This window comes from Flavobacterium sp. (assembly GCF_049590715.1).
Lineage (GTDB): Bacteria > Bacteroidota > Bacteroidia > Flavobacteriales > Flavobacteriaceae > Flavobacterium.
Genome location: NZ_JBAWDL010000048.1, coordinates 1 through 21764, shown reverse-complemented (window position 1 = coordinate 21764; position 21764 = coordinate 1). Strand labels below are relative to the sequence as shown.

19 protein-coding genes and 2 pseudogenes are annotated in these 21764 nt (G+C 34.6%); 11 read left to right on the top strand and 10 right to left on the bottom strand.

Annotated elements, in window-relative coordinates:
• Positions 1–105 (bottom strand): annotated as a pseudogene (locus WBQ70_RS02475) (RNA-binding protein); the annotation flags it as partial.
• 142 nt (positions 106–247) lie between these two features.
• The gene (locus WBQ70_RS02470) at positions 248–718 is read right to left on the bottom strand and encodes a DUF6252 family protein (protein WP_423910088.1); all 471 of its coding nucleotides are present in this window, start codon (positions 716–718) and stop codon (positions 248–250) included.
• 174 nt (positions 719–892) lie between these two features.
• On the opposite strand from WBQ70_RS02470, the gene WBQ70_RS02465 reads away from it, so the two are divergent.
• The 4 genes from WBQ70_RS02465 to WBQ70_RS02450 all read left to right on the top strand — a co-directional run bounded on the left by WBQ70_RS02465 (position 893) and on the right by WBQ70_RS02450 (position 4548).
• Entirely contained in the window at positions 893–1447 is a 555-nt protein-coding gene (locus tag WBQ70_RS02465) for a 30S ribosomal protein S16 (protein ID WP_423910085.1), read from the top strand.
• A 13-nt stretch (positions 1448–1460) separates the two neighbouring features.
• Complete coding sequence (rimM, locus tag WBQ70_RS02460) at positions 1461–1985, top strand: ribosome maturation factor RimM (protein ID WP_423910082.1); 525 nt, start codon at positions 1461–1463, stop codon at positions 1983–1985.
• Between the two features lie 150 nt (positions 1986–2135).
• Entirely contained in the window at positions 2136–2849 is a 714-nt protein-coding gene (locus WBQ70_RS02455; RefSeq protein ID WP_423910079.1) for a tRNA1(Val) (adenine(37)-N6)-methyltransferase, read from the top strand.
• A gap of 142 nt (positions 2850–2991) precedes the next feature.
• The gene (locus tag WBQ70_RS02450; protein WP_423910076.1) at positions 2992–4548 is read left to right on the top strand and encodes an aldehyde dehydrogenase family protein; all 1557 of its coding nucleotides are present in this window, start codon (positions 2992–2994) and stop codon (positions 4546–4548) included.
• Positions 4549–4617: 69 nt separating this feature from the next.
• On the opposite strand, the gene WBQ70_RS02445 is transcribed toward WBQ70_RS02450, so the two are convergent.
• Entirely contained in the window at positions 4618–5073 is a 456-nt protein-coding gene (locus WBQ70_RS02445) for a DinB family protein (RefSeq protein WP_423910074.1), read from the bottom strand.
• A gap of 71 nt (positions 5074–5144) precedes the next feature.
• On the opposite strand from WBQ70_RS02445, the gene WBQ70_RS02440 reads away from it, so the two are divergent.
• From WBQ70_RS02440 to gmk, 3 genes are all read left to right on the top strand, one after another.
• Complete coding sequence (locus tag WBQ70_RS02440) at positions 5145–5498, top strand: arsenate reductase family protein (RefSeq protein WP_423910071.1); 354 nt, start codon at positions 5145–5147, stop codon at positions 5496–5498.
• Between the two features lie 456 nt (positions 5499–5954).
• The gene (locus tag WBQ70_RS02435) at positions 5955–6815 is read left to right on the top strand and encodes a YicC/YloC family endoribonuclease (RefSeq protein WP_423910068.1); all 861 of its coding nucleotides are present in this window, start codon (positions 5955–5957) and stop codon (positions 6813–6815) included.
• Positions 6816–6912: 97 nt separating this feature from the next.
• Positions 6913–7485 carry a guanylate kinase gene (gene gmk / locus WBQ70_RS02430; protein WP_423910065.1) on the top strand — a complete coding sequence of 191 codons (573 nt, stop codon included), beginning with the start codon at positions 6913–6915 and terminating at the stop codon, positions 7483–7485.
• A 183-nt stretch (positions 7486–7668) separates the two neighbouring features.
• Here the strand turns inward: gmk and WBQ70_RS02425 are convergent.
• Together WBQ70_RS02425 and WBQ70_RS02420 are read right to left on the bottom strand one after the other, a co-directional pair.
• Positions 7669–7940: pseudogene (locus tag WBQ70_RS02425) on the bottom strand (four helix bundle protein).
• A complete protein-coding gene (locus WBQ70_RS02420) occupies positions 7912–8037 on the bottom strand; it encodes a four helix bundle protein (RefSeq protein WP_423910062.1) in 126 nt (41 codons plus the stop codon). Before WBQ70_RS02420 ends, WBQ70_RS02425 begins: the two are co-directional and overlap by 29 nt.
• A gap of 256 nt (positions 8038–8293) precedes the next feature.
• Here WBQ70_RS02420 and nadD point away from each other — a divergent pair, with 256 nt between their 5' ends.
• The 3 genes from nadD (at position 8294) to WBQ70_RS02405 (ending at position 11396) form a co-directional block, all read left to right on the top strand.
• Positions 8294–8875 carry a nicotinate (nicotinamide) nucleotide adenylyltransferase gene (gene nadD / locus WBQ70_RS02415; RefSeq protein ID WP_423910060.1) on the top strand — a complete coding sequence of 194 codons (582 nt, stop codon included), beginning with the start codon at positions 8294–8296 and terminating at the stop codon, positions 8873–8875.
• A gap of 74 nt (positions 8876–8949) precedes the next feature.
• Positions 8950–10113: an iron-containing alcohol dehydrogenase gene (locus tag WBQ70_RS02410; RefSeq protein ID WP_423910057.1), complete on the top strand. Its 1164-nt coding sequence runs from the start codon at positions 8950–8952 to the stop codon at positions 10111–10113.
• A 287-nt stretch (positions 10114–10400) separates the two neighbouring features.
• Positions 10401–11396 carry an NAD(P)H-dependent glycerol-3-phosphate dehydrogenase gene (locus WBQ70_RS02405; protein ID WP_423910054.1) on the top strand — a complete coding sequence of 332 codons (996 nt, stop codon included), beginning with the start codon at positions 10401–10403 and terminating at the stop codon, positions 11394–11396.
• An 82-nt stretch (positions 11397–11478) separates the two neighbouring features.
• Here the strand turns inward: WBQ70_RS02405 and WBQ70_RS02400 are convergent, their stop codons facing one another.
• The 5 genes from WBQ70_RS02400 to WBQ70_RS02380 form a co-directional block, all read right to left on the bottom strand.
• On the bottom strand, positions 11479–11886 hold the full coding sequence (locus tag WBQ70_RS02400) for a hypothetical protein (RefSeq protein ID WP_423910051.1): 408 nt from the start codon (positions 11884–11886) through the stop codon (positions 11479–11481).
• Between the two features lie 269 nt (positions 11887–12155).
• Positions 12156–13175, bottom strand: a complete 1020-nt coding sequence (gene pheS, locus WBQ70_RS02395) for a phenylalanine--tRNA ligase subunit alpha (RefSeq protein ID WP_423910048.1) — start codon at positions 13173–13175, stop codon at positions 12156–12158.
• A gap of 195 nt (positions 13176–13370) precedes the next feature.
• Entirely contained in the window at positions 13371–13727 is a 357-nt protein-coding gene (locus WBQ70_RS02390) for a hypothetical protein (protein WP_423910045.1), read from the bottom strand.
• 680 nt (positions 13728–14407) lie between these two features.
• Positions 14408–15028 carry a dethiobiotin synthase gene (gene bioD, locus WBQ70_RS02385; RefSeq protein WP_423910043.1) on the bottom strand — a complete coding sequence of 207 codons (621 nt, stop codon included), beginning with the start codon at positions 15026–15028 and terminating at the stop codon, positions 14408–14410.
• A 148-nt stretch (positions 15029–15176) separates the two neighbouring features.
• A complete protein-coding gene (locus tag WBQ70_RS02380) occupies positions 15177–15647 on the bottom strand; it encodes a regulatory protein RecX (RefSeq protein ID WP_423910040.1) in 471 nt (156 codons plus the stop codon).
• A gap of 404 nt (positions 15648–16051) precedes the next feature.
• Here WBQ70_RS02380 and WBQ70_RS02375 point away from each other — a divergent pair, with 404 nt between their 5' ends.
• Complete coding sequence (locus WBQ70_RS02375; RefSeq protein WP_423910038.1) at positions 16052–21385, top strand: T9SS sorting signal type C domain-containing protein; 5334 nt, start codon at positions 16052–16054, stop codon at positions 21383–21385.
• Positions 21386–21764 lie beyond the last annotated feature (379 nt).

The following is a 21764-nucleotide window of genomic DNA, read 5'->3' as shown; positions in this document are numbered from 1 at the left end:
ATCTGTGATAATTTTAACTGAATCTACTGCTCCGTAAGCCTCGAAAGACTCTCTTAAATCTGCTTCCTCAATACTGAATGGAAGGCTTCCAACAAAAATATTCATATGTGCTTATTTATAATAATTGAAGCAAATGTAGTCTAATTTTTTTCTAATCTACTATAAGTTAGCTTATTTAATCATTTATTTTTAATTTAGGAACCCATTAGCCTCACTAAGGTTATCGATAATTAATTAGATGAATCAATTAAAGTTGGACAGGAATTTTATAAAAAACACCTTCCTGAAAATTTAGGATAGGTTCAGTTGGTGAATCTGCATCTGTATTTGGTGCGTTAAACCTGAATGTACCAGAAATTGTTTTGTTGGTACTGTCATACTCTGTGATGATTATTTGGCCATCACCTTTTCCTGTGCCAGTGGCATAATTAAGTTTTGTTGCAGTACCTGTTTGTGAATAGGTTATTGTATTAATATCATCAATGCCTAACTCGTAGGTTTTTAGTATAGTGGCATTTGTTTTTAATGTTATTTCTTCGTTACTAGTATAAGCAATAATAGTCAGTGAACCATTTGTTTTTACGGTAGCAGTTGTGGCAACAGCTCTCCAGAAGACATTATTTTTTACACCTTGAAATGATGGATTGTTGAATTTTATATTTTCCTCACAGGAATTTAAACAGAGCAAGAACACACAAAACAAAAAATATTTTTTCATAAAAATTCTTTTTAATGAAACAAAAATAAACATTATTAAGACATAATAGAGATTACATTCAAAATTAACATCATTTAACACCATAATATTCAGTTAGCTTTTTTAAAATAAAAGATATATCTTTGCGCCCTTAATTAACAGAGGTCGAGTACCTCAAAATTTAATCATAAGATTATGTCAGTAAAAATTAGATTACAAAGACACGGTAAAAAAGGAAAACCTTTTTACTGGGTTGTAGCTGCAGATGCACGCTCAAAAAGAGATGGTAAATACTTAGAGAAAATCGGTACTTACAATCCAAACACTAACCCAGCAACTATCGACTTGAACCTTGATAGTGCAGTAAAATGGTTGCACAATGGTGCTCAACCAACTGATACTGCAAAAGCTATTCTTTCTTACAAAGGAGCTTTATTGAAACACCACCTTGATGGAGGAGTTCGTAAAGGAGCCTTAACTCAAGAGCAAGCTGATGCTAAATTAGCTACTTGGTTAGAAGCTAAAACTGGTAAAGTTGATGCTAAAAAAGACGGTTTATCTAAAGTACAAGCTGATGCAAAAGCTGTAGCTTTCAAAGCGGAACAAGAAGTTAACGCAAAACGTATTGCTGCTGCTGCACAAGCTGAAGCTGATGCAATTGCTGCTGCTACTCCTGCTGAAGAAGTTGCTGAGGTTGAAGCTTCATCTGAAGAGGCTGCTGAAGAAACTAACGAAGAAACTCAAGCTTAATTCACTGGCGATAATGCGTAAAGAAGATTGTTTCTACTTAGGTAAAATCGCTAAAAAATTTAGTTTCAAAGGAGAAGTTCTAGCCTATTTGGATACGGACGAACCTGAGTTATACGAAAACTTGGAATCAGTGTTTGTTGAATGCAACAGACACTTGATTCCTTTTTTTATTGAAAATTGTTCGATTCATAAAAATGATTTCTTGCGAATTCGTTTTGAAGAAGTCAATTCAGAAGAAGATGCCGATGCTATTATGGGCAACGGAATTTATCTTCCTTTAAATATGTTACCAAAACTTTCAGGTAACAAATTCTATTTTCACGAAGTAGTTGGTTTTGAAATCGAAGACCAGCGTTTAGGAATTTTCGGTGTCATTCAATCCGTAAACGATACTACAGCTCAACCACTTTTTGAAGTATTGAACGGTAATGTCGAAATTTTAATTCCTATGATTGACCATTTCTTAGTTAAAGTGGATCGTGAAAATAAAAAAGTCATCATGGATTTGCCAGAAGGACTTGTTGAAATGTACTTATAAGCAAGTATTTAATGTTCAGTTCTTAGTATTCCAGTTGCTAAGAAAATCACAATTATTATTATTATCATTCTAAATGTGCTATTATAGCCTCTATTTTGGCATGTCATAAAAATTCATATAATCTTCCAAAATATTAAATCCTCAATCCTGATGTCAAAATTTGAATTCAAACAATTTACTATCTATCAAGACCGCTGTGCGATGAAAGTAGGAACCGATGGAGTTCTCCTTGGTGCATGGGTCCCAATTGATCATTTCCCGTTTAGTGTTTTAGATATTGGCGCGGGAACAGGACTTATTGCCTTGATGTTAGCACAACGCTCAAAAGCCGAACAAATTGATGCTCTAGAAATCGATGAGGAAGCGTATGAACAGGCAGTTGACAATTTTGAAAATTCCTCTTGGGCAGATCGGTTGTTTTGTTATCATGCGGGTTTGGATGAGTTTATGGAAGAGCCTGAGGATGAGTATGATTTGATTGTTTCAAATCCGCCGTTTTATGGAGAAGATTATAAGTCGAATGATGAACAACGGGATTTAGCTCGGTTTCAAGATGCTTTGCCTTTTGAAGATCTGGTTGAAGCTGCTGATTTGTTGTTGTCTGAAGAAGGTGTTTTTGCAGTAATTATCCCCTTTAATGAAGAAGAACGTTTTGTGAGTCTGGCGAAAGAATTTGAACTTTATCCTTTTAAAATAACCCGTGTAAAAGGGACACCTACTTCAAAAATTAAAAGAAGCCTATTGGCCTTTTCTCGAAATGAAGAAGTAGCTTTAATTATTGATGAATTAGTCATTGAAAAAAAGAGACACGATTATACGGAAGAGTACATCAATTTAGCTAAAGAATTTTATTTAAAAATGTAAGTCTTAATTTCTCAATATTAAAAAGAACAGTGTTGTTTTATGCTTAAATGAGTCAAGATTCATTCTAATACTTTGAATAAGTACTCTCAAAAGATTTGTTTTGTCGATATTTGTATACCCATAGCATAAAAACAAAACAAACATGTCAACAATAGCAACTCAATTCGGAATTAAAGAAGCCTTACAACAATTAGGTATTAAAGACCTTAATTTAGGATCTTCAACAGGGGTTGACTCCTTTTCTAACGGAGCAATCTTTGAAAGCCATTCTCCTGTTGATGGACAATTGATTTCCTTAATTACGACCACTTCAGCAGAAGATTATGAAAAAGTAATCCAAACCGCTAGCGAAGCATTTGTTTTATTTCGTCAGATACCTGCGCCCAAACGTGGTGAAATCGTACGTCAGTTTGGAGATAAACTTCGCCAAAACAAAGCAGCCTTAGGGAAATTAGTTTCCTATGAAATGGGTAAATCCCTGCAAGAAGGCTTTGGTGAAGTTCAAGAAATGATTGATATATGTGATTTTGCTGTTGGACTTTCAAGACAACTACACGGACTCACGATGCACTCTGAACGTCCTGAACACCGAATGTACGAACAATACCATCCACTTGGAATAGTAGGAATTATTTCTGCTTTTAATTTTCCGGTTGCCGTTTGGGCATGGAACACTGCATTAGCATGGATTTCTGGGAATGTTTGTATTTGGAAACCCTCTGAAAAAACCCCACTTTGTGGTATAGCCTGTCAAAACATCATAGCTGAAGTTTTAAAAGAAAATAAGCTCCCTGAAGGAATATCGTGTCTCATCAACGGTGATTATACTGTAGGCGAAATGATGACAAAGGATTCCAGAATTCCACTTATCTCTGCCACGGGCTCTACCCGTATGGGAAAAATAGTAGCGCAAACTGTAGCCTCTAGATTAGGTAAATCATTATTAGAACTTGGTGGTAATAATGCCATTATCGTTACTCCAGATGCAGATGTCAAAATGACGATCATCGGTGCTGTTTTCGGTGCTGTAGGAACCGCTGGTCAACGTTGTACGTCAACCCGTCGATTAATTATTCATGAAAGTATTTATGATAAAATCAAAGACCATTTAGTTGCTGCTTATCAACAATTGCGCATAGGAAATCCTTTGGATGAAACCAATCATGTGGGGCCTGTAATTGACAAACAAGCAGTTGAATCTTATAATCAAGCTTTAAAAAGAATCAGTGCTGAAGGAGGTAAGATACTCGTTCAAGGTAACGTTATTTCTGGTAAAGGGTATGAAAGTGGTTGCTATGTACAACCCGCTATTGCTGAGGTCGAAAATCATTTTGATATCGTCCAATATGAAACTTTTGCTCCCATTCTTTATTTAATCAAATATTCAGGAAGAGTAGAAAATGCCATCGCATTGCAGAATAGTGTCGCACAAGGACTATCCTCAGCCATCATGACTAACAATCTCCGTGAAGCCGAATTGTTTCTGTCAGCGCAAGGCTCTGATTGTGGTATTGCCAATGTAAACATAGGAACCTCTGGAGCCGAAATAGGAGGTGCCTTTGGAGGTGAAAAAGAAACGGGAGGCGGGAGAGAATCTGGATCGGATGCGTGGAAAGTCTATATGCGTCGTCAAACCAATACGATTAATTATGGTGCTAGTTTACCATTGGCACAAGGAATAAAATTTGACTTAGAGTAAATTTGCTACGAAGTTTTATGGACATACGAGCGTCTTACTGATTTGAGTCTTAAATATTCAAAAAAAAAATTATAAAAACTTTCTGATTCCCATCATCACTCCAATATGGATTCCTTCATGGAAAACATTAAATTGCATCGCATCTAAGGCACTTTTAATCACATAACCAGTAGAGGTAGGGTAGTCAGAATAGGTTTTAAAAATACCGTTAGCAAAATCTTTTTCTGTTTGGTCAATCGTATTATGCAATAAGTTTTTAACTTCCGCAACCTCTTCGGCAGTAGCAGGAGCAGTTACTGAACTCCCTTTTTTATATTTCTCGACTAATTCGTCCGAAATATGCATTGGTAGTCCAGATAATTTATAAACTAATAATTGCTGTGTCACCACGATATGAGCGATATTCCAAAATAAATTGTTAGAATATCCAGCTGGAATCGTGTTCAATTGTTCTAAGTTGTAGTTTTCAATAAATGAAGCAATAACTTTTCGTTGTATTCTTGAAAGTTCAAAATTGGGTTTCATTGTTTTTTTTGATAAAAATAAACATTTTCCACGTTAAATAAAGTTACTTTGCAATAAGAAAATCCATTATCATGAACAAAATATATTATTTAGCAAGCTGCGATACCTGCCGAAAAATCATCAAAACATTACCCAAAGTCAATGATTTAGTCTTTCACGACATTAAACAAAATCCACTAACAGAGCAAGAAATAGACGAATTATACCAACTATCAGGAAGTTACGAAGCGCTGTTTAGCAAAAAAGCAGTTTTATACAAGACACTAGGCTTAAAAGATAAAAACCTAACCGAAGCCGATTATAAAAAATACCTTTTGGAGCACTACACTTTCTTGAGTCGCCCTGTATTTATCATCAATAACGAAGTTTTCATTGGCAACACACAACAAAACATGTTGAAAGTAATGAAAGCTTTTGATTTATAATTTTCGATTAATGATTTCAGATTTAGGATTTTATATTGTAAACGCAAATCGTCCTTTTTAGCAAGGGTCTTACATCATAAATCAAGAATCGTTAATCAAAATTCAACAATCAAATTCATCATTTGGGCGTGCCACCATTATAGTAAGGGGCTTTATTGACATTGCGTTGATAAAGCCCCTTACTATAATGGTGTCGGGCTTTCCGCGCTACTACGGTAGCCAGCTGCAATCCCTCACGCAAACCCCACATACAATCCCATTTTTTCTGAAATTCAAATCTCTTCTCGCTATGATTTCCTCTCCAAAGCGTAGCGTCTTTCTATAAAGTCATGCCCCTATGTTCCTATGTGTTTTAAAAAACACACCTAGCTCATAAAAATGATTTTTTACCAGTTAGCACCATCCTAATTATCAAAAAATCTTTTTCCTTATCTTTGAGCACATTTATAAAAATTTATGATACAATCAATGACCGGTTTTGGTAAAGCCACTTTACAATTACCAACCAAGAAAGTTACTGTCGAAGTAAAATCGTTAAATAGCAAAGGGCTTGATTTGAATGTCCGTATGCCTTCGCTTTACCGCGAAATGGAATTGGGATTACGCACCCAGTTGGCAACCAAACTAGAAAGAGGAAAAGTAGATTTTTCTATTTTTATCGAAAGCACTGCTGAACAAACTTCGAATAAAGTCAATGTGCCTATCGTAAAAGCATACATCAGTCAACTACGTGATGTATACGCTGATGCGGATGAAACCGAATTGATGAAAATGGCCGTGCGCATGCCTGACACCATGAAAATCGAAAGAGAAGAAATCGACCCTAACGATTGGATTCAGATACAAGCTGTGATTGAAGAAGCGGTTCAAAACATAAAAAACTTCCGTAAAGACGAAGGCATGTCATTGGAGAAAGAATTCCAATTGCGCATTGCCAATATTCGTCAGTATATGAATGAAGCATTAGCGTTGGATCCAGAACGTGTGGCCGCTATCAAAGAACGTTTGCAAACTGCTATTGCTGAACTTCAAGTAAACGTAGACGAAAATCGTTTCGAGCAAGAATTGATTTACTACCTAGAAAAATTAGACATCACTGAGGAAAAAGTACGTTTGACGAATCACTTAGACTACTTTCTAGAAACCATCAACGGAAGTGAAGCTAATGGTCGTAAACTTGGTTTCATCACTCAAGAAATGGGACGTGAAATCAATACAATGGGTTCAAAATCAAATCATGCCCAAATGCAAAAATTAGTCGTTCAAATGAAAGACGAATTGGAGAAAATTAAAGAACAAGTGTTGAATGTTTTATAAGTAATTAGTCCATAGTGGTTAGTCCATAGTCCTTAGTATAGGAAACTAAGAACTTGGATCTAGGTACTAAGGACTAAGAACTAGGTACTAAAAAGAAATGAAAAAAGGAAAATTAATCGTATTCTCTGCGCCATCGGGTTCAGGAAAAACAACTATAGTTAGGCATTTATTAAAACAAGAAGATCTGAATTTAGAATTTTCTATTTCGGCAGCTACACGTGAAGCGCGTGGCGAAGAAGTAAGTGGGAAAGATTATTATTTCATTTCTCTTGAAGAATTCAAGCAGCACATCAAAGGCGAAGATTTCGTAGAATGGGAAGAAGTATACCGCGATAACTTCTATGGAACTCTTAAGAGTGAAGTAGAACGTATTTGGGCTTTGGGTAAAAACGTGATTTTTGATATTGATGTAGCAGGTGGTTTGCGCATCAAACATAAATTCCCAGAAGAGACGCTAGCCGTTTTTGTAAAACCACCAAGTGTCGATGAACTAAAACGAAGATTGAAAGAACGTTCCACCGAAAGCGAAGACAAAATCAACATGCGAATTGCTAAAGCGCACGTAGAACTAGCTACAGCCCCACAATTTGATGTCATTATCAAGAATTATGATCTAGAAGTAGCTTTAGAAGAAGCGTATGATTTAGTGAATAAGTTTGTTACTGAGTAACTGGTGAAGAGTAATAGTAATTAGTCCTTAGTCCATAGTCTTTAGTAAGTAGATGTAGTCATGAGTACATAGTTCTAAGTAAATGATATTTAGATCTATCCACAATTCATTTTTTACAGTTTACATTAGAGTTAAGGCTATTTTTCAAATATAGGCTAACAACTATAAACTAAGGACAAAAAACTACTTCAAATTTTTAGAAAACGCATTTATCATTTTACTTTCTTCTTCTGTCAAAAAGAAAATTTCGTTTAATAAGTTTTCATCTGAAATAAATTCTAATTCTTTTGCAATAATCAACTGGGTTTCGATTTCATTTAAAGAGTCTCTGGCAATATTCAAAAATGATTAAAAGATTTATCTGTTTGACGACCATATCCTTCCGCAATATTTGAAGGAACTGAAACACTCGCTCTTTTTAACTGGCTACTGGCTAGTAAGGGTATAAACTTCATCTTTCGGAAAATCTTTAGTGATTTTATATACTAAAAGCACAATCTTTATTCCTTTTTGCCAAATGAACAATTCCTTGTAAGATTTAATCCCAGCCATATTTTTATGTTTTTTATATTAGAAGTAAGTTTCTTAATTAGAAAAAATAAAGAAAATATTTAAAAAACATAAGACTAAGAGACTAAGTACTGAAGACTAACGACTAGGTATTAAGAGCTAAGTACTAACTCAGAAAATTATTTTAACTTTTATTTTCACACGTTCAAACTTATGCGTAATTTACACATTAATAAAGAATCCTATTGATTAACCATTCGACCAGTCACTAATTACGAACCCCTAATTACTAAGACAAATGAAAATAGGACTTTACTTTGGAACTTTCAATCCCATGCATGTGGGACATTTGATTATTGCCAATCATATGGTTGAACATACTGATTTAGATCAAGTTTGGATGGTGGTCACGCCCCACAATCCATTGAAGAAAAAATCTACTTTATTAGATGATTACCATCGTTTACACATGGTGCATCTAGCAACCGAAAATTATCCAAAGATCAAACCTTCGGATATTGAGTTTAAGTTGCCACAGCCCAATTACACGATCAATACTTTAGTATATCTCGAAGATAAATATGCTAATTATGAGTTTGCGCTGATTATGGGGGAGGACAACTTAAAAACGCTACACAAATGGAAAAACTACGAGATGATTTTAAAGAATTACAATCTGTATGTATATCCAAGAGTTTCTACGGAAGCTGATAATCTTGAATTCAAAGATCATCCTAAAATTAAAATGATTGATGCACCTGTAGTGGAGATTTCATCGACATTTATTCGTGAATGTATCAAGGATGAGAAAAGTATTCGTCCGCTATTGCCAACAAAAGTGTGGGACTACATTGATCATAATTTGTTTTATAAGAAATAAAGTTTAGTGCTGTAAATTCTAATCATAATTAATGGCTGAGAAATTATTGCACCAATTAAATACTAAAAACTAAGATGTTAAATTTTCAATATTACAATCCTACCAATTATGTATTTGGAAAAGGACAAATCGAACAATTAGGGAAATTAGTTCCTGAAGGAGCCAAAGTTCTTTTGGCTTACGGAGGAGGAAGTATCTTTAAAAATGGAATTCATCAACAGGTTGTTGAAGCGTTGAAAGGGCATGAAATCGTTGAATTTGGAGGAATCGAACCCAATCCACATTATGAAACCTTGATGAAGGCAGTTGAGGTAATCAAAGAACAGCAAATTGATTTCATTCTCGCTGTAGGTGGTGGCTCCGTGATTGATGGTGTTAAGTTTCTTTCAGGAGCAGTAAAATTTGAAGGCGATCCATCTGAAATTCTTAAAAAACGAATCTTACTTACGGATTTATCAAAAATAATTCCTTTTGGAACCGTATTGACTTTGCCTGCTACAGGAAGCGAAATGAACTCTGGAGCAGTGGTTACGATTAAAAGTACCCAAGAAAAATTAGCCTTTGGAGGCAGTGCTTTATTTCCTAAATTTTCTATTTGTGATCCTACGGTAATCCAATCATTACCTAAAAGACAATTGGAAAATGGAGTAGTAGATGCTTTTACGCATGTATTGGAACAATATTTAACGTATCCTCACGAGGGCTATTTGCAAGACCGAATTGCTGAAGGAATTTTACAAACTCTAATTGAAGTAGGCCCAAAAGTGGTGGCTGATCCAACGGATTATGCTTTGGCATCTAATTTTATGTGGAGTTGTACGATGGCGCTGAACGGTTTAATTCAAAAAGGTGTGCCTAATGATTGGGCGACGCATATGATTGGTCATGAATTGACGGCAATGTACGATATTGACCATGCTAGAACGTTGGCCATTATCGGACCTAACTTGTATAAAGTGATGTTTGATACCAAAAAACAAAAACTAGCGCAATATGGCAAACGCATCTTCAACCTTGAAGGAACAGAAGAAGAAATTGCACATGAAGCCATTACTAAAACAATTGAATTTTTCCACACGATGGGAATGGATACTAAACTTTCAGATTATACTAAAGAATATAGCAATACAGCCGATTTTATTGCAAATCGTTTTGCCGAGAGAGGCTGGAAAGGTCTAGGAGAAAGACAAAACATTACAATTGAAAAAGTAAAAGAAATTGTAGAAATGAGTTACTAGTTCAAAGCAGAAAAAAATTTAGAAAAAAAGGCGTTTTGGATTATCCAATACGCCTTTTTCATTACTCCAAAACAAAACTAACTAATCTAAATGATATTAAATTTTAAAATATTCATTTATAGTATTTTAGAACGGTTTTAAAAACGTTATATTGTGAGTCACAATAAAAAATTTACTTTTATTTTTGAGAACCTATTTTGATATTCAAAAAAAACAGAATAGGAACAAATGATTTATTATTTGATTCATCCATTTTTAAGTACTTTTGGCTAAATTTAATTTGAAAAATGAGCGAAACTAAAAAATTTGCAGTAATTGGTGGTGGAAGTTGGGCAACAGCAATTACAAAGATGTTGTGTAATAACCTAACAGAAGTAGCTTGGTATATGCGCAATGAAGCTGCAGTTGAACACATTAATACCTACAAACACAATCCAAATTATTTAAGTTCGGTAGAGTTTGATACTAAAAAGTTAAAATTGACTACTGATATTAATGAAGCTGTAGCTTATGCTGATTATCTCATATTTGCAATTCCTTCGGCTTTTTTAGAAACCGAATTGCAAAACCTTACGGTTTCTTTAGAAGATAAAATTATTTTTTCGGCTATTAAAGGAATTGTTCCTGAAACGAGTTTGATTGTTGGAGAACATTTTCATCATACGTATGATATTCCATATTACAATATTGGGGTAATCACAGGGCCTTGTCATGCCGAAGAAGTAGCCTTAGAGCGTTTGTCCTATTTGACAATAGCTTGTGGTGATGCTGAAAAAGCCAAAATGGTAGCTAAAAATCTTTCAAGCAATTATATCAAAACAAAAATCACTGACGATATCATAGGAACAGAATACGCTGCGATGTTAAAAAACATTTATGCTATTGCTGCCGGTATTGCACACGGATTGGGTTATGGTGATAATTTCCAGTCGGTGATGATGAGTAATGGGATTCGCGAAATGAAAAAATTCATTCGAAAAGTCCATAAAATGAAACGTAATATTAACGATTCGGCTTATTTAGGTGATTTATTGGTAACAGGCTATTCTGTTTTTTCTAGAAACAGAATGTTCGGAAACATGATTGGAAAAGGATACACCGTAAAAAGTGCGATGATGGAAATGAGTATGGTGGCAGAAGGCTATTATGCTACAAAAAGCGCCTATAAACTCAATCAAGGATATGGAGCCAAAACGCCAATTATTGATGCCGTTTATGCTGTTTTATACGAAAATAAAAATGCTAAAAAGATTTTCAAAGAGTTAACGGATAAATTGGATTAACGTTATAATTCTTATTACTAAAAAAAGCGCTCTTTTTCAAATTTGAAAAAGAGCACTTTTTTTATGTTAGACAACTATTTTTTTATCTCACAATAACCCCATCTACAAACAAAATAGGCACTTCTTCAACGGTATTTTCATGGATAGAATTGGCTTTAAAGATGAATTTCTTATCGTATAAGGTGTTTCCGATGAAATACGTTACCATAAACTCATTATTGAGTGCTAGGACGCTTTTTTCGACCATTTCGACCTTGATTACAGATACAGCAGGTATTTGAATAAAGGCGTGTCTTAAAAGCGATGTTTTCTTCATTTCGCCATCGATAGTACCAAAAGCTTTGGAAACCACCATTACGCTATCAATATCAAAGTCACTATCGTTCACTAGATAGATATACCAAACTTTTTCCATAAAGTCGTCACTCCATTCTTGGACTGCGGCTAGGAATACATTTTCTACTTCGGGGATGGTGATGTCAGCTTTCATTTGATTTTTGATTGTAGAGTAACGATTTTTGATTGCAGATTTTATCAGTGGAATTCAAAAACCACTTTTTTGCAAATAAATATGATTTAGATACGGAATGCCTAGCCCAGATGGAAGGGAAAATCCTTTTTTGGCTATTTTTCTTAGCCAAAAAAGATTGGAATGATAGCTGGAAATAGCTCCTTATTTATTTTTGAATAATGATTAACGATTTTTGAATTTTGATTTGGAACATCTGCAATCAAAAATCGTTAATCAAAAATCTTAAATTAGATGCTCGCTTTAAATTGCTCTAAGAAACGCACATCGTTTTCGTAAAACATACGTATATCACCAATTTGGTACAACAACATCGCGATACGTTCTACACCCATTCCAAAGGCAAATCCGTTGTATTCATCAGGATTGATACCGCAGTTTTTAAGGACATTAGGATCAACCATTCCGCAACCACCTATTTCTAACCAACCGGTTCCTTTAGTGATACGGTAATCTGTTTCGGTTTTCAAGCCCCAGTAAATGTCGATTTCGGCACTTGGTTCTGTAAACGGGAAATACGAAGGGCGAAGGCGAATTTTGGATTTCCCAAACATCTCTTTCGTAAAATATAATAGGGTTTGCTTCAGATCAGCAAATGAAACATCTTTGTCAATATACAAACCTTCCACTTGGTGAAAAATACAGTGTGAACGTGCTGATACCGCTTCGTTACGGAAAACCCTTCCTGGCGAAATGGTACGAATAGGTGGCTTGTTGTTTTCCATATAACGCACCTGAACGGATGAGGTGTGGGTACGCAACAAAATATCAGGATTCGTCTGGATAAAAAAAGTATCCTGCATATCACGTGCCGGATGGTATTCAGGCAAGTTTAAGGCAGTAAAGTTATGCCAATCATCTTCAATTTCTGGACCTTCAGAAACATTGAATCCTACGGTCGAGAAAATATCGATAATTTGGTTTTTTACAATCGAAATAGGATGACGAGAACCAATGATTACAGGCTCAGCTGAACGTGTCAAATCGCCGTAAATTCCTTTTGCTTCCACTTTGCTTTCAAGAGATTCTTGGATGCTTTTTACCTTTTCTTCAGCTGTCGTTTTTAGCAAGTTAATCACTTGTCCAAATTCTTTTTTCTGATCGTTTGGTACATTTTTAAATTCCGCAAAAAGGTCTTTCAAAAGGCCTTTACTTCCTAAAAATTTAATACGAAAACTTTCTAAATCGGCTGTATTTTGTGTTGAAAAAGCGTCTGCTTCGCCAATATATTCTTTTATCTTGTCTATCATTTCCATTCCGTAATTGAGTCTGCAAATTTATGAAAAAGTTATTGTTTTTTTATGGGTTAGGTGTTATTTGTTAGGAGTTAAGAGTTATTAGTTATGAGTTAAGCGTTGTTTTTGAATTCGATGAAACTAAAATTGAATTTAAAACGCTTCTTTTTTAACGTCTAACCCCTAACAAATAACCCTTAACTTTTAACCTTAAGAAATAACCTCACGCTCTATAAAATAATTCACAATCGCCTCTTTCATCAATACCGATTGTTCTCCTGCTTTCAATGGTGGCAATTCTTCTTTTACTTTGTAATGAGGCCAACCTTCTTCATCAAAAAACTCAAATTCGTAGTATCCATAAGGCTCTAGCAATCGGCAAATAGCAATGTGCATCAAGTTCAATTTTTCGTCTTTCTTGAATTCACGGTGCAATTTCCCCAGTTCCTGAACGCCAATTAAGTAAATTATAGCATCTAAATCCAAATCTTCCCCTTGTGAAAATTGGTCCGAAAGTATCGTAACAAGCTGTTCCCAGCGTTCTTTAAGTTGTGTGTCTCTTGACATTTTTGTGATTTATGATTTATGATTTATGATTTGTTAATTCATTATGTCATAAAATTATTTTGGCAAAGATAAGAACTAAACCAGCATTCGTTTGCTATTCCAATGGTTATTTTCTGGGCGTGCCACCTCCAAACAAAGGGGCTTATTTGCTTTGTGGTGATACAGCCCCTTTGTCTAGAGGTGTCGGGCTTTCCGCGCTACTTCGGTAGCTTGCTACAATCCCTCACGCAGAAGTTCATTTTAACATTCCTCTTTTTGATTCTTAGTTATTTTAGGTTTTTACCAGACTCTATATTTTCAATATTTCGGTTATTATTCCTGTTTTAAAGGATAGGAATTGTGTTTTCAAGAAATGATTTCCTGAGTCTATTAACAGGATTACAAAGATGCTCTTGATAAGTAGTCATTCCTTAAAAAAAACTATTTTCAATTTGAGTAAAAATAAGTAATTATTTCTACTCAAATTACGGTATGAAGACAAAAAAACGATGAAATTAAATAAGATTAATTTAGTGTATTGTATTAAAAATCAAAACAATAATAGTTTACCTGATGATATTTTTCTTAAGCAGGTACGCTGCTTATAAAAAATGTTCTAATAGCTGATTAACGATTTTAAAATTTTTACTTCCTAATCAAAATCATCACCCTTCATTCAGCAATCAATTGTAATTTAGATTTTACAAATCCAAGAGAACCTCCCTAAAACGTTCGGCATATTCTTTAATGACATTTTTATCAAAATAAGGTTCTTGCTCAATTCGTCCTAGGAACCTAGCACCGGTTTTGTTCAAAATAACCGATTCAGAAGCTATATTTTCATCACCGCTAAAAATAATTCCAGCAATGTTTATCTTTCTGTTTTGCAAAGCCTCAATGGTTAACAATGTATGATTAATACTTCCTAAATAATGCCTAGAAACCACCACCACTTTGTAATCAGGTTGAATCAAATCAATAATAGTATCAGTATCATTCAAAGGAACAAAAATCCCTCCCGCGCCTTCAATAACAAGGTATTCATTAGTAGTTTCAGGAATATTAATTTGACTTAATTCAATCGTAATCCCATCTAATTTTGCTGCCAAATGGGGACTTGCAGCGGTATTCAAAGCATAACTATTATCATAAAAAAAAGATTTTTCATTGGACACATACGCACGAACTTTATGCGTGTCTGAATTTTCTAAATCTCCTGCCTGAATGGGTTTCCAGTAATCCGCTTCTAGAGCTTCAGTAATCATAGCCGAGGCAATAGTTTTGCCTACATCAGTAGATATTCCTGTTATAAATAATTTCATATGTTGCGTTTGAATGACAAAGGTCGAAAAGTTTTTAGCTAACATCAACAATGTTTTGCTTTTTAAACTTAGTACCATTTAGCCTTAGGATTTATTATAATAATTTTTTCTTTTTATTATTTTTCGACTTAGTTATAAAAAATAGTTGTTACACCTTTTCAAGTTCTTTCATTTTATCATAAATCATAAAACTTTCGTACCCTCTCCTTAAAAAATAGTCGCAGAATTTTTTCCTTTTTTTCATCAAATTAGTTTCACTGATGGAATCCCAATGCTTATTAGCGAAGTGGTTAAAATTCTCCTCATATTCTTCGGGAGTGATTTCCTTTAACGCCATTGTAATCAGTCTTTGATTTATCTTTCTAAGTTTTAATTCATTGGTAATCCTTACTTTACCCCAATGCTTAATACGGTGTTTTCCCCGAGCAAAACTACACGCAAAACGCTCTTCGTTAAGAAAATTATCAGCGATTAACTGAACAATAATTTGGTCTATTTCATGTGAATCCATTTTCATTTCCCATAATTTGGAAACTACTTCTTGATGACAACGATCCTGGTACGCACAATAATGTTCGATTTTCTGGAGGGCTTCTTTAATAGTAAAAATCTCTTTCATAATAGGTCCGAAATTAAACATTTAAAATGAATGATAGAATTGCAATAAAAAATTACCATCAAATCTGTATAAAAAAACAGAAAATCATGCTGGTGAATTACATCTTTTTGATTTAAAAACAACTTCTAAAAAATAAATAAATCCAAACTTTAATTTTTTACGTATATCAATGAATAACAAAGTAATACCCCTCTAAAAACGAAAATATTTTTTTTGAAATTTAAAATTAAAAACAACCAAATTTAAACTGTTAATAAGTGCATTTCAACGATAAAAAGAACCACTCAACGACTTTACTTTATTTAATGGTCATATAGGTGTTATTTTCGCTCATGAAATGGCGTTCTTTTTACCCCAAAAGTCAAGCTGTTAAATGATTTGCCACGAATCAAAAAAATAAATCTATGAACAAATTTTACACTAAGAATACTGTCCCGACAGTTACCAAAATACAATCTCTATTTATTTTTATTTGTTTGATGCTAGTTAGTACTAGTTTTGGACAGACAACTCTTTTTCAATTCAATTTTGAAAACACAACAAATCCAAATATCGACAATGTAAATGGAACGCCTAGCTTTTCATCAAGTGGAGTTACTGGAACAGGATTTGAAACAAATACACCTTGTCAAGGTGCAAGAATGTATCATGGGAAAAATTGGGACACAGGAGAATATTTTCGATTCGAAGCAAATACTACTGGGTATGGAAACATGAGTTTTTCATTTTGTAATAGAACAAGCAGTACAAGCATAGGGAATTTCATTGTTAGAGTAAGTAGTAATTCAGGTAGTACTTGGGACACAGTATTAACATCCTTTACACCAACCACTTCTAACACCACTCTCTATACTGCTACTTTTCCTATATCTACAAATAACACATCTTCAGTTTGGATAGATATCTATAAAACTGACAATCCGAATAATGGTATAGAATATTATATTGATAGTGCAACATTAACGGGTTACTCAATTCCTATTATTACAAGTTTTACAGGATCGCCATCTTGTTCTAATGCGGGAACTTCAGTAGTTATTAATGGAACTAATTTTAGTGGAGCTACAGCAGTTAAATTTAATGGAGTTAATGCTAGTAGTTTTACAGTAAACAGTAGCACAAAAATCACAGCAATTCTACCACCAAGCGCAACAACAGGTGCTATTTCGATAACGTCACCTAATGGAACAGCTAACAGTTCCACTGATTTTATAATCAACTCAGCACCCAACCCTATAGCTACCGCTAGTCCAACTACAATAATTAGTGGAGGAAATACAACTTTATCAGTATCAACTACACCTACAGTTCAAAATACCATTTTACTAAGTGATGATTTCAATTCAGGAACAAATTGGAAAAAAATAAATAATTCTACTGGAGGAAATCCTGTTAATGCCGTTTGGACTATACAACCTGATGGGTATTATTATAAGTATGGATCTTATACCGGAAATACTTTTCACTCAAACGATAATAGCTCTTTTTATATATCTAATAGTGCAGATCAAGGGAACGGGAATACAAATACCATTTTACGATCACCATCAATTAGTACTATGGGATACACTTCTCTTTCATTGGATTTTTATCAATTTATTAGAGAATTTGATAATACTAATTTTTCATATGTTGAAGTTTCTACTGATGATTTGAATTGGAATACTTTAGCAACTTACGATACAAATGGAGGAGATGAAGGGGCAGATAATAATTTTGCTCATAAAGTAATTAATTTGAATGCTTATATCAATAAACCAATACTTTACATCCGTTTTAGATACGTTGCTCAATTTGACTGGTTTTGGGCTATTGACAATGTAACAATTTCAGGAAATAAAACAATTGATTATACGTATAATTGGACAGCTTCACCCTCAGGAACAGCAGGGCTACCATCTGGATCAGGGACACCCTCTACATCAAACAATAGTATTGTTGCTAATCCTACTGCCAATACTGCATATACAGTAACAGCTACCAATCCTGATACGGGTTGTACAGAAACTTCGATCGTAAATGTATCCGTTTGTCCTTCTTCTGCGGGTACTTTATCTGGAAATCAATATTTGTGTACTTATGGATTACTTTCAGATACTTATACGTCAACAATATCAGGTGGAACATGGTCTAGTAGCAATACAGGAGTCGCTACTGTAAACTCAACTACTGGGTTAGTTACAGCAATGGGAGCAGGTACTGCTACGATAACTTACACCCTCAGTAATTCTGGTTGTACCACTAGAACAGCTACAAGAACTGTTTATGTTGCTAACGGACCAGGAGGAGGAGTGACTAGTATTACTGGTTCAAATTCTCAATGTCAGGGCACTACCGCCAATTACTCAATCATCTCAAACAATGCCAATTATAATCATACATGGAGTTATTCGGGTTCTGGAGTAACTTTTGTTGTAAGTGCTGATGGGCGTTCAGCAACAGCAACCTATGATGCAAATGCCACGTCTGGAAATGTAACAGTACATTCTACTAATGCCTGTGGATCAAATTATGGCAATAATCTATATGTAACTGTTGCTCCTTCAAGTAATGGAGGAACAATACCTTCATCAGCAAGTGGTTGTGCTAATACCTATATTACTTACCTTAATTTAACAGGTAATATTGGAAACCCTATCCGTTGGGAATCTTCAAACGATAATTTTGTAAGCAATGTCGTTTCTATTTCGAATACTAATAATGGTTATAATGTAAGTGGTTTAACTCAAACAACTTATTATAGAGCTGTTGTACAAAACGCTCCTTGCACAAATATTGGATATTCAAATATTTGCACAGTTACCATAATTAACAATACTGTAAGTACAGCTTCATCCTCACCTAATGTATGTTCTAATACTGCTATACCAAATATAACCCATACTACTACTGGCGCAACAGGAATTGGTACAGCAACAGGGCTTCCTGCGGGAGTAACTGCTAATTTTTCTTCTAATACGATTACGATTAGTGGAACACCGACGGCTTTTGGAACTTTCAACTATAGTATTCCTTTAACTGGGGGTTGTGGAACAGTTAATGCGACGGGAACAATAATAGTGAAATCAAATTCAACTATTGTATTAACAAGTGGTACTCAAAACCCAACTGTTTGCGCTGGATCAGCAATTACAAATACTGTTTATACATTTGGAGGTAGTGCTACTGGGGCAACAGTTAGCGGATTGCCATCGGGATTGTCTTCTACGGTGAGTGGAAATAAGATAACAATTAGTGGTACTCCTACAACTAGTGGTACTTATACAATTTCAACAACAGGTCATACATCGCCTTGTAATACTGCAACAATAAGCGGAACCGTTACTAGGAATCTTGCATCAACTATTGTATTAACAAGTGGTACTCAAAACCCAACTGTTTGCGCTGGATCAGCAATTACAAATACTGTTTATACATTTGGAGGTAGTGCTACTGGGGCAACAGTTAGTGGATTGCCTTTGGGATTGTCTTCTACCGTGAGTGGAAGTACGATAACAATTAGTGGTACTCCTACAACTAATGGTACTTATACAATTTCAACTACAGGTCATATATCACCTTGTAGTGCTGCAACAATAAGCGGAACCGTTACTAGGAATCTTGCATCAACTATTGTATTAACAAGTGGTACTCAAAACCCAACTGTTTGCGCTGGATCTGCAATTACAAATACTGTTTATACATTTGGAGGTAGTGCTACTGGGGCAACAGTTAGTGGATTGCCATCGGGATTGTCTTCTACCGTGAGTGGAAGTACGATAACAATTAGTGGTACTCCTACAACTAGTGGTACTTATACAATTTCAACTACAGGTCATACATCGCCTTGTTCAGCGATCTCTTTAGGCGGAACAATAACGGTAAGTCCTGTTCCTACAATTCCAACAGTAGTTTCAATAACTCAACCTGATTGTAAAACGCCTACAGGTAGTGTTACATTAAGTGGATTGCCTTCAGGAAACTGGACGGTTAATCCTGGAGGAATAACAGGAAGCACCACTACAGCAACAATCACAGGTTTAGCAGTTGGAACACATAACCTTACTGTGACAAACAGTAACAACTGCCCCTCTCCTGCTACAGCAGATATTGTTATTAATCCAGTTGTAACCAATACATGGACTACATCTTGGTCTAATGGGACACCTACCAGCGCACAAGCTATTGTATTTAATGGGGACTATAGTTCAACAGGAAATATAGATATTGAAGGTTGCTCCTGTATCGTGAATGCAGGTAAAAATGTTGTTTTCAATTCAGGGCATACTTTAAAAATAACAAATGGCATTACTGTTTCAGGATCATTAACCTTTGAAAATGGTGCTAGTTTAGTACAAATAAGTAATACTGCAACTAATTCAGGAAACATAATCTACAAAAGAAATACCACTTCAATATTGAATACAGATTATGTTTATTGGTCGTCACCCGTTACTGGAGCAAATCTAGGAGCAATACAAACAGGAACAATCTATTCTTCATTTAATGCTAGTTCAAATAAATGGGTAAAAGCTTCCGCTGGCACTGGTATGAATAGCGGTATTGGATACATTGTAAGAGGAGCGGGAACAAGTCCTGTATCAGGCACGCCGTTTATAAAAACAGCTACTTTTATAGGAACTCCAAACAATGGTATAATCCCCGTTTCTATTGTAGGAGGTGATGCTTCTAATCTAATAGGGAATCCTTATCCTTCGGCTGTAAATGCAGATGCTTTTCTGTATGCAAATAGTAGCGTTCTTGAAGGAACTTTGTATTTTTGGACACACAGTACAGCGATACAACTAGCAGCTAATATAACAAATGGTTCTCAAGGAACTGGTAAATACGCTTATACTTCGGATGATTATGCCACTTATAATTTCACTGGTGGTACTATTGGTGTGGGACAATTAATCGCAGCAGGTCAAGGCTTTTTTGCTCAAGGTGGATCAGGAGGAACTGCTACATTTGATAATAGTATGCGATTAAATCCTAGTGGTGGTATACTTGATAACTCTCAGTTTTCAAAACCTACATCTGGGTCTAAAACTGCTAAAACAAGTACAACTATCAACCTTGAAAAAAATAGAATATGGTTGAATCTAACCAATACTGAAGGTGCATTCAAACAAATGTTAATAGGATATATCACTGGAGCTACCAATAAATATGACAGGGGTTATGATGGCGCAAGCTTCGATGGGAACAGTTTTGTTGATTTTTATAGTATAAATGAAAACACACCATTAACTATTCAAGGTCGAGCGTTACCTTTTGAAAAAACAGATATTATCCCATTAGGATATACTTCAACTATAAATGGAGATTTTACTATTGCTATTGATAAAACAGATGGATTCTTAGCCAATCAAGAAGTGTTCTTAGAAGATAAATCTACGGGTATTTTTACTAATTTAAAAAAGGGATCTTATACCTTTGCTACTCAAAAAGGAATCTACAATGATCGTTTTGTTATAAGTTATGTTGCCAAAACTTCTTTAGATAATGATAATTTTGTAACTAATGAAAATAGTCTTGTGGTCTTTCATAAAGACAATAAAATCACTGTACAATCTTCAGATAAGTCAATAAGTAAAGTACAGTTATATGATGTTTCTGGAAAATTAATCCTTGAGAAATCTAAAATAAATACTAATGAAGCGATACTCTCTTATTTACATTCGGTTGAGCAAGTTTTAATTGTCAAAGTGACTTTTGAAAACGGACACGTTATTAGTAAAAAAATCATCTACTAAGATCCAAAATTAATATATTTCAAATCCTGTCTTTTTAAGACAGGATTTTTTGTTTACACTATAATAATAGGATCTACCTACCTTTGTCCTATTTATTATTCCAGCTATTAGAGCTGTTATTTTACAATGTTTCTCAATATATATTCTCTAGCATGAAGGCTTTTAAGAAGTCTTATTTCGGTACATTTCATAAAAAACACACTGGAATTAGCGGTTTGACAATAATACACCCAATGGATTAAACAAAGCGCCCACCCTTGTGAATCAGTAGTTTGAAAATCACCAAAAGTGGGTATTGTAAGAATTGTCATTAACCTATACTTTTAGCAGAATAACCCATAAGCTAAAGGTGAATGAAGTCAATACCATTAATTATATT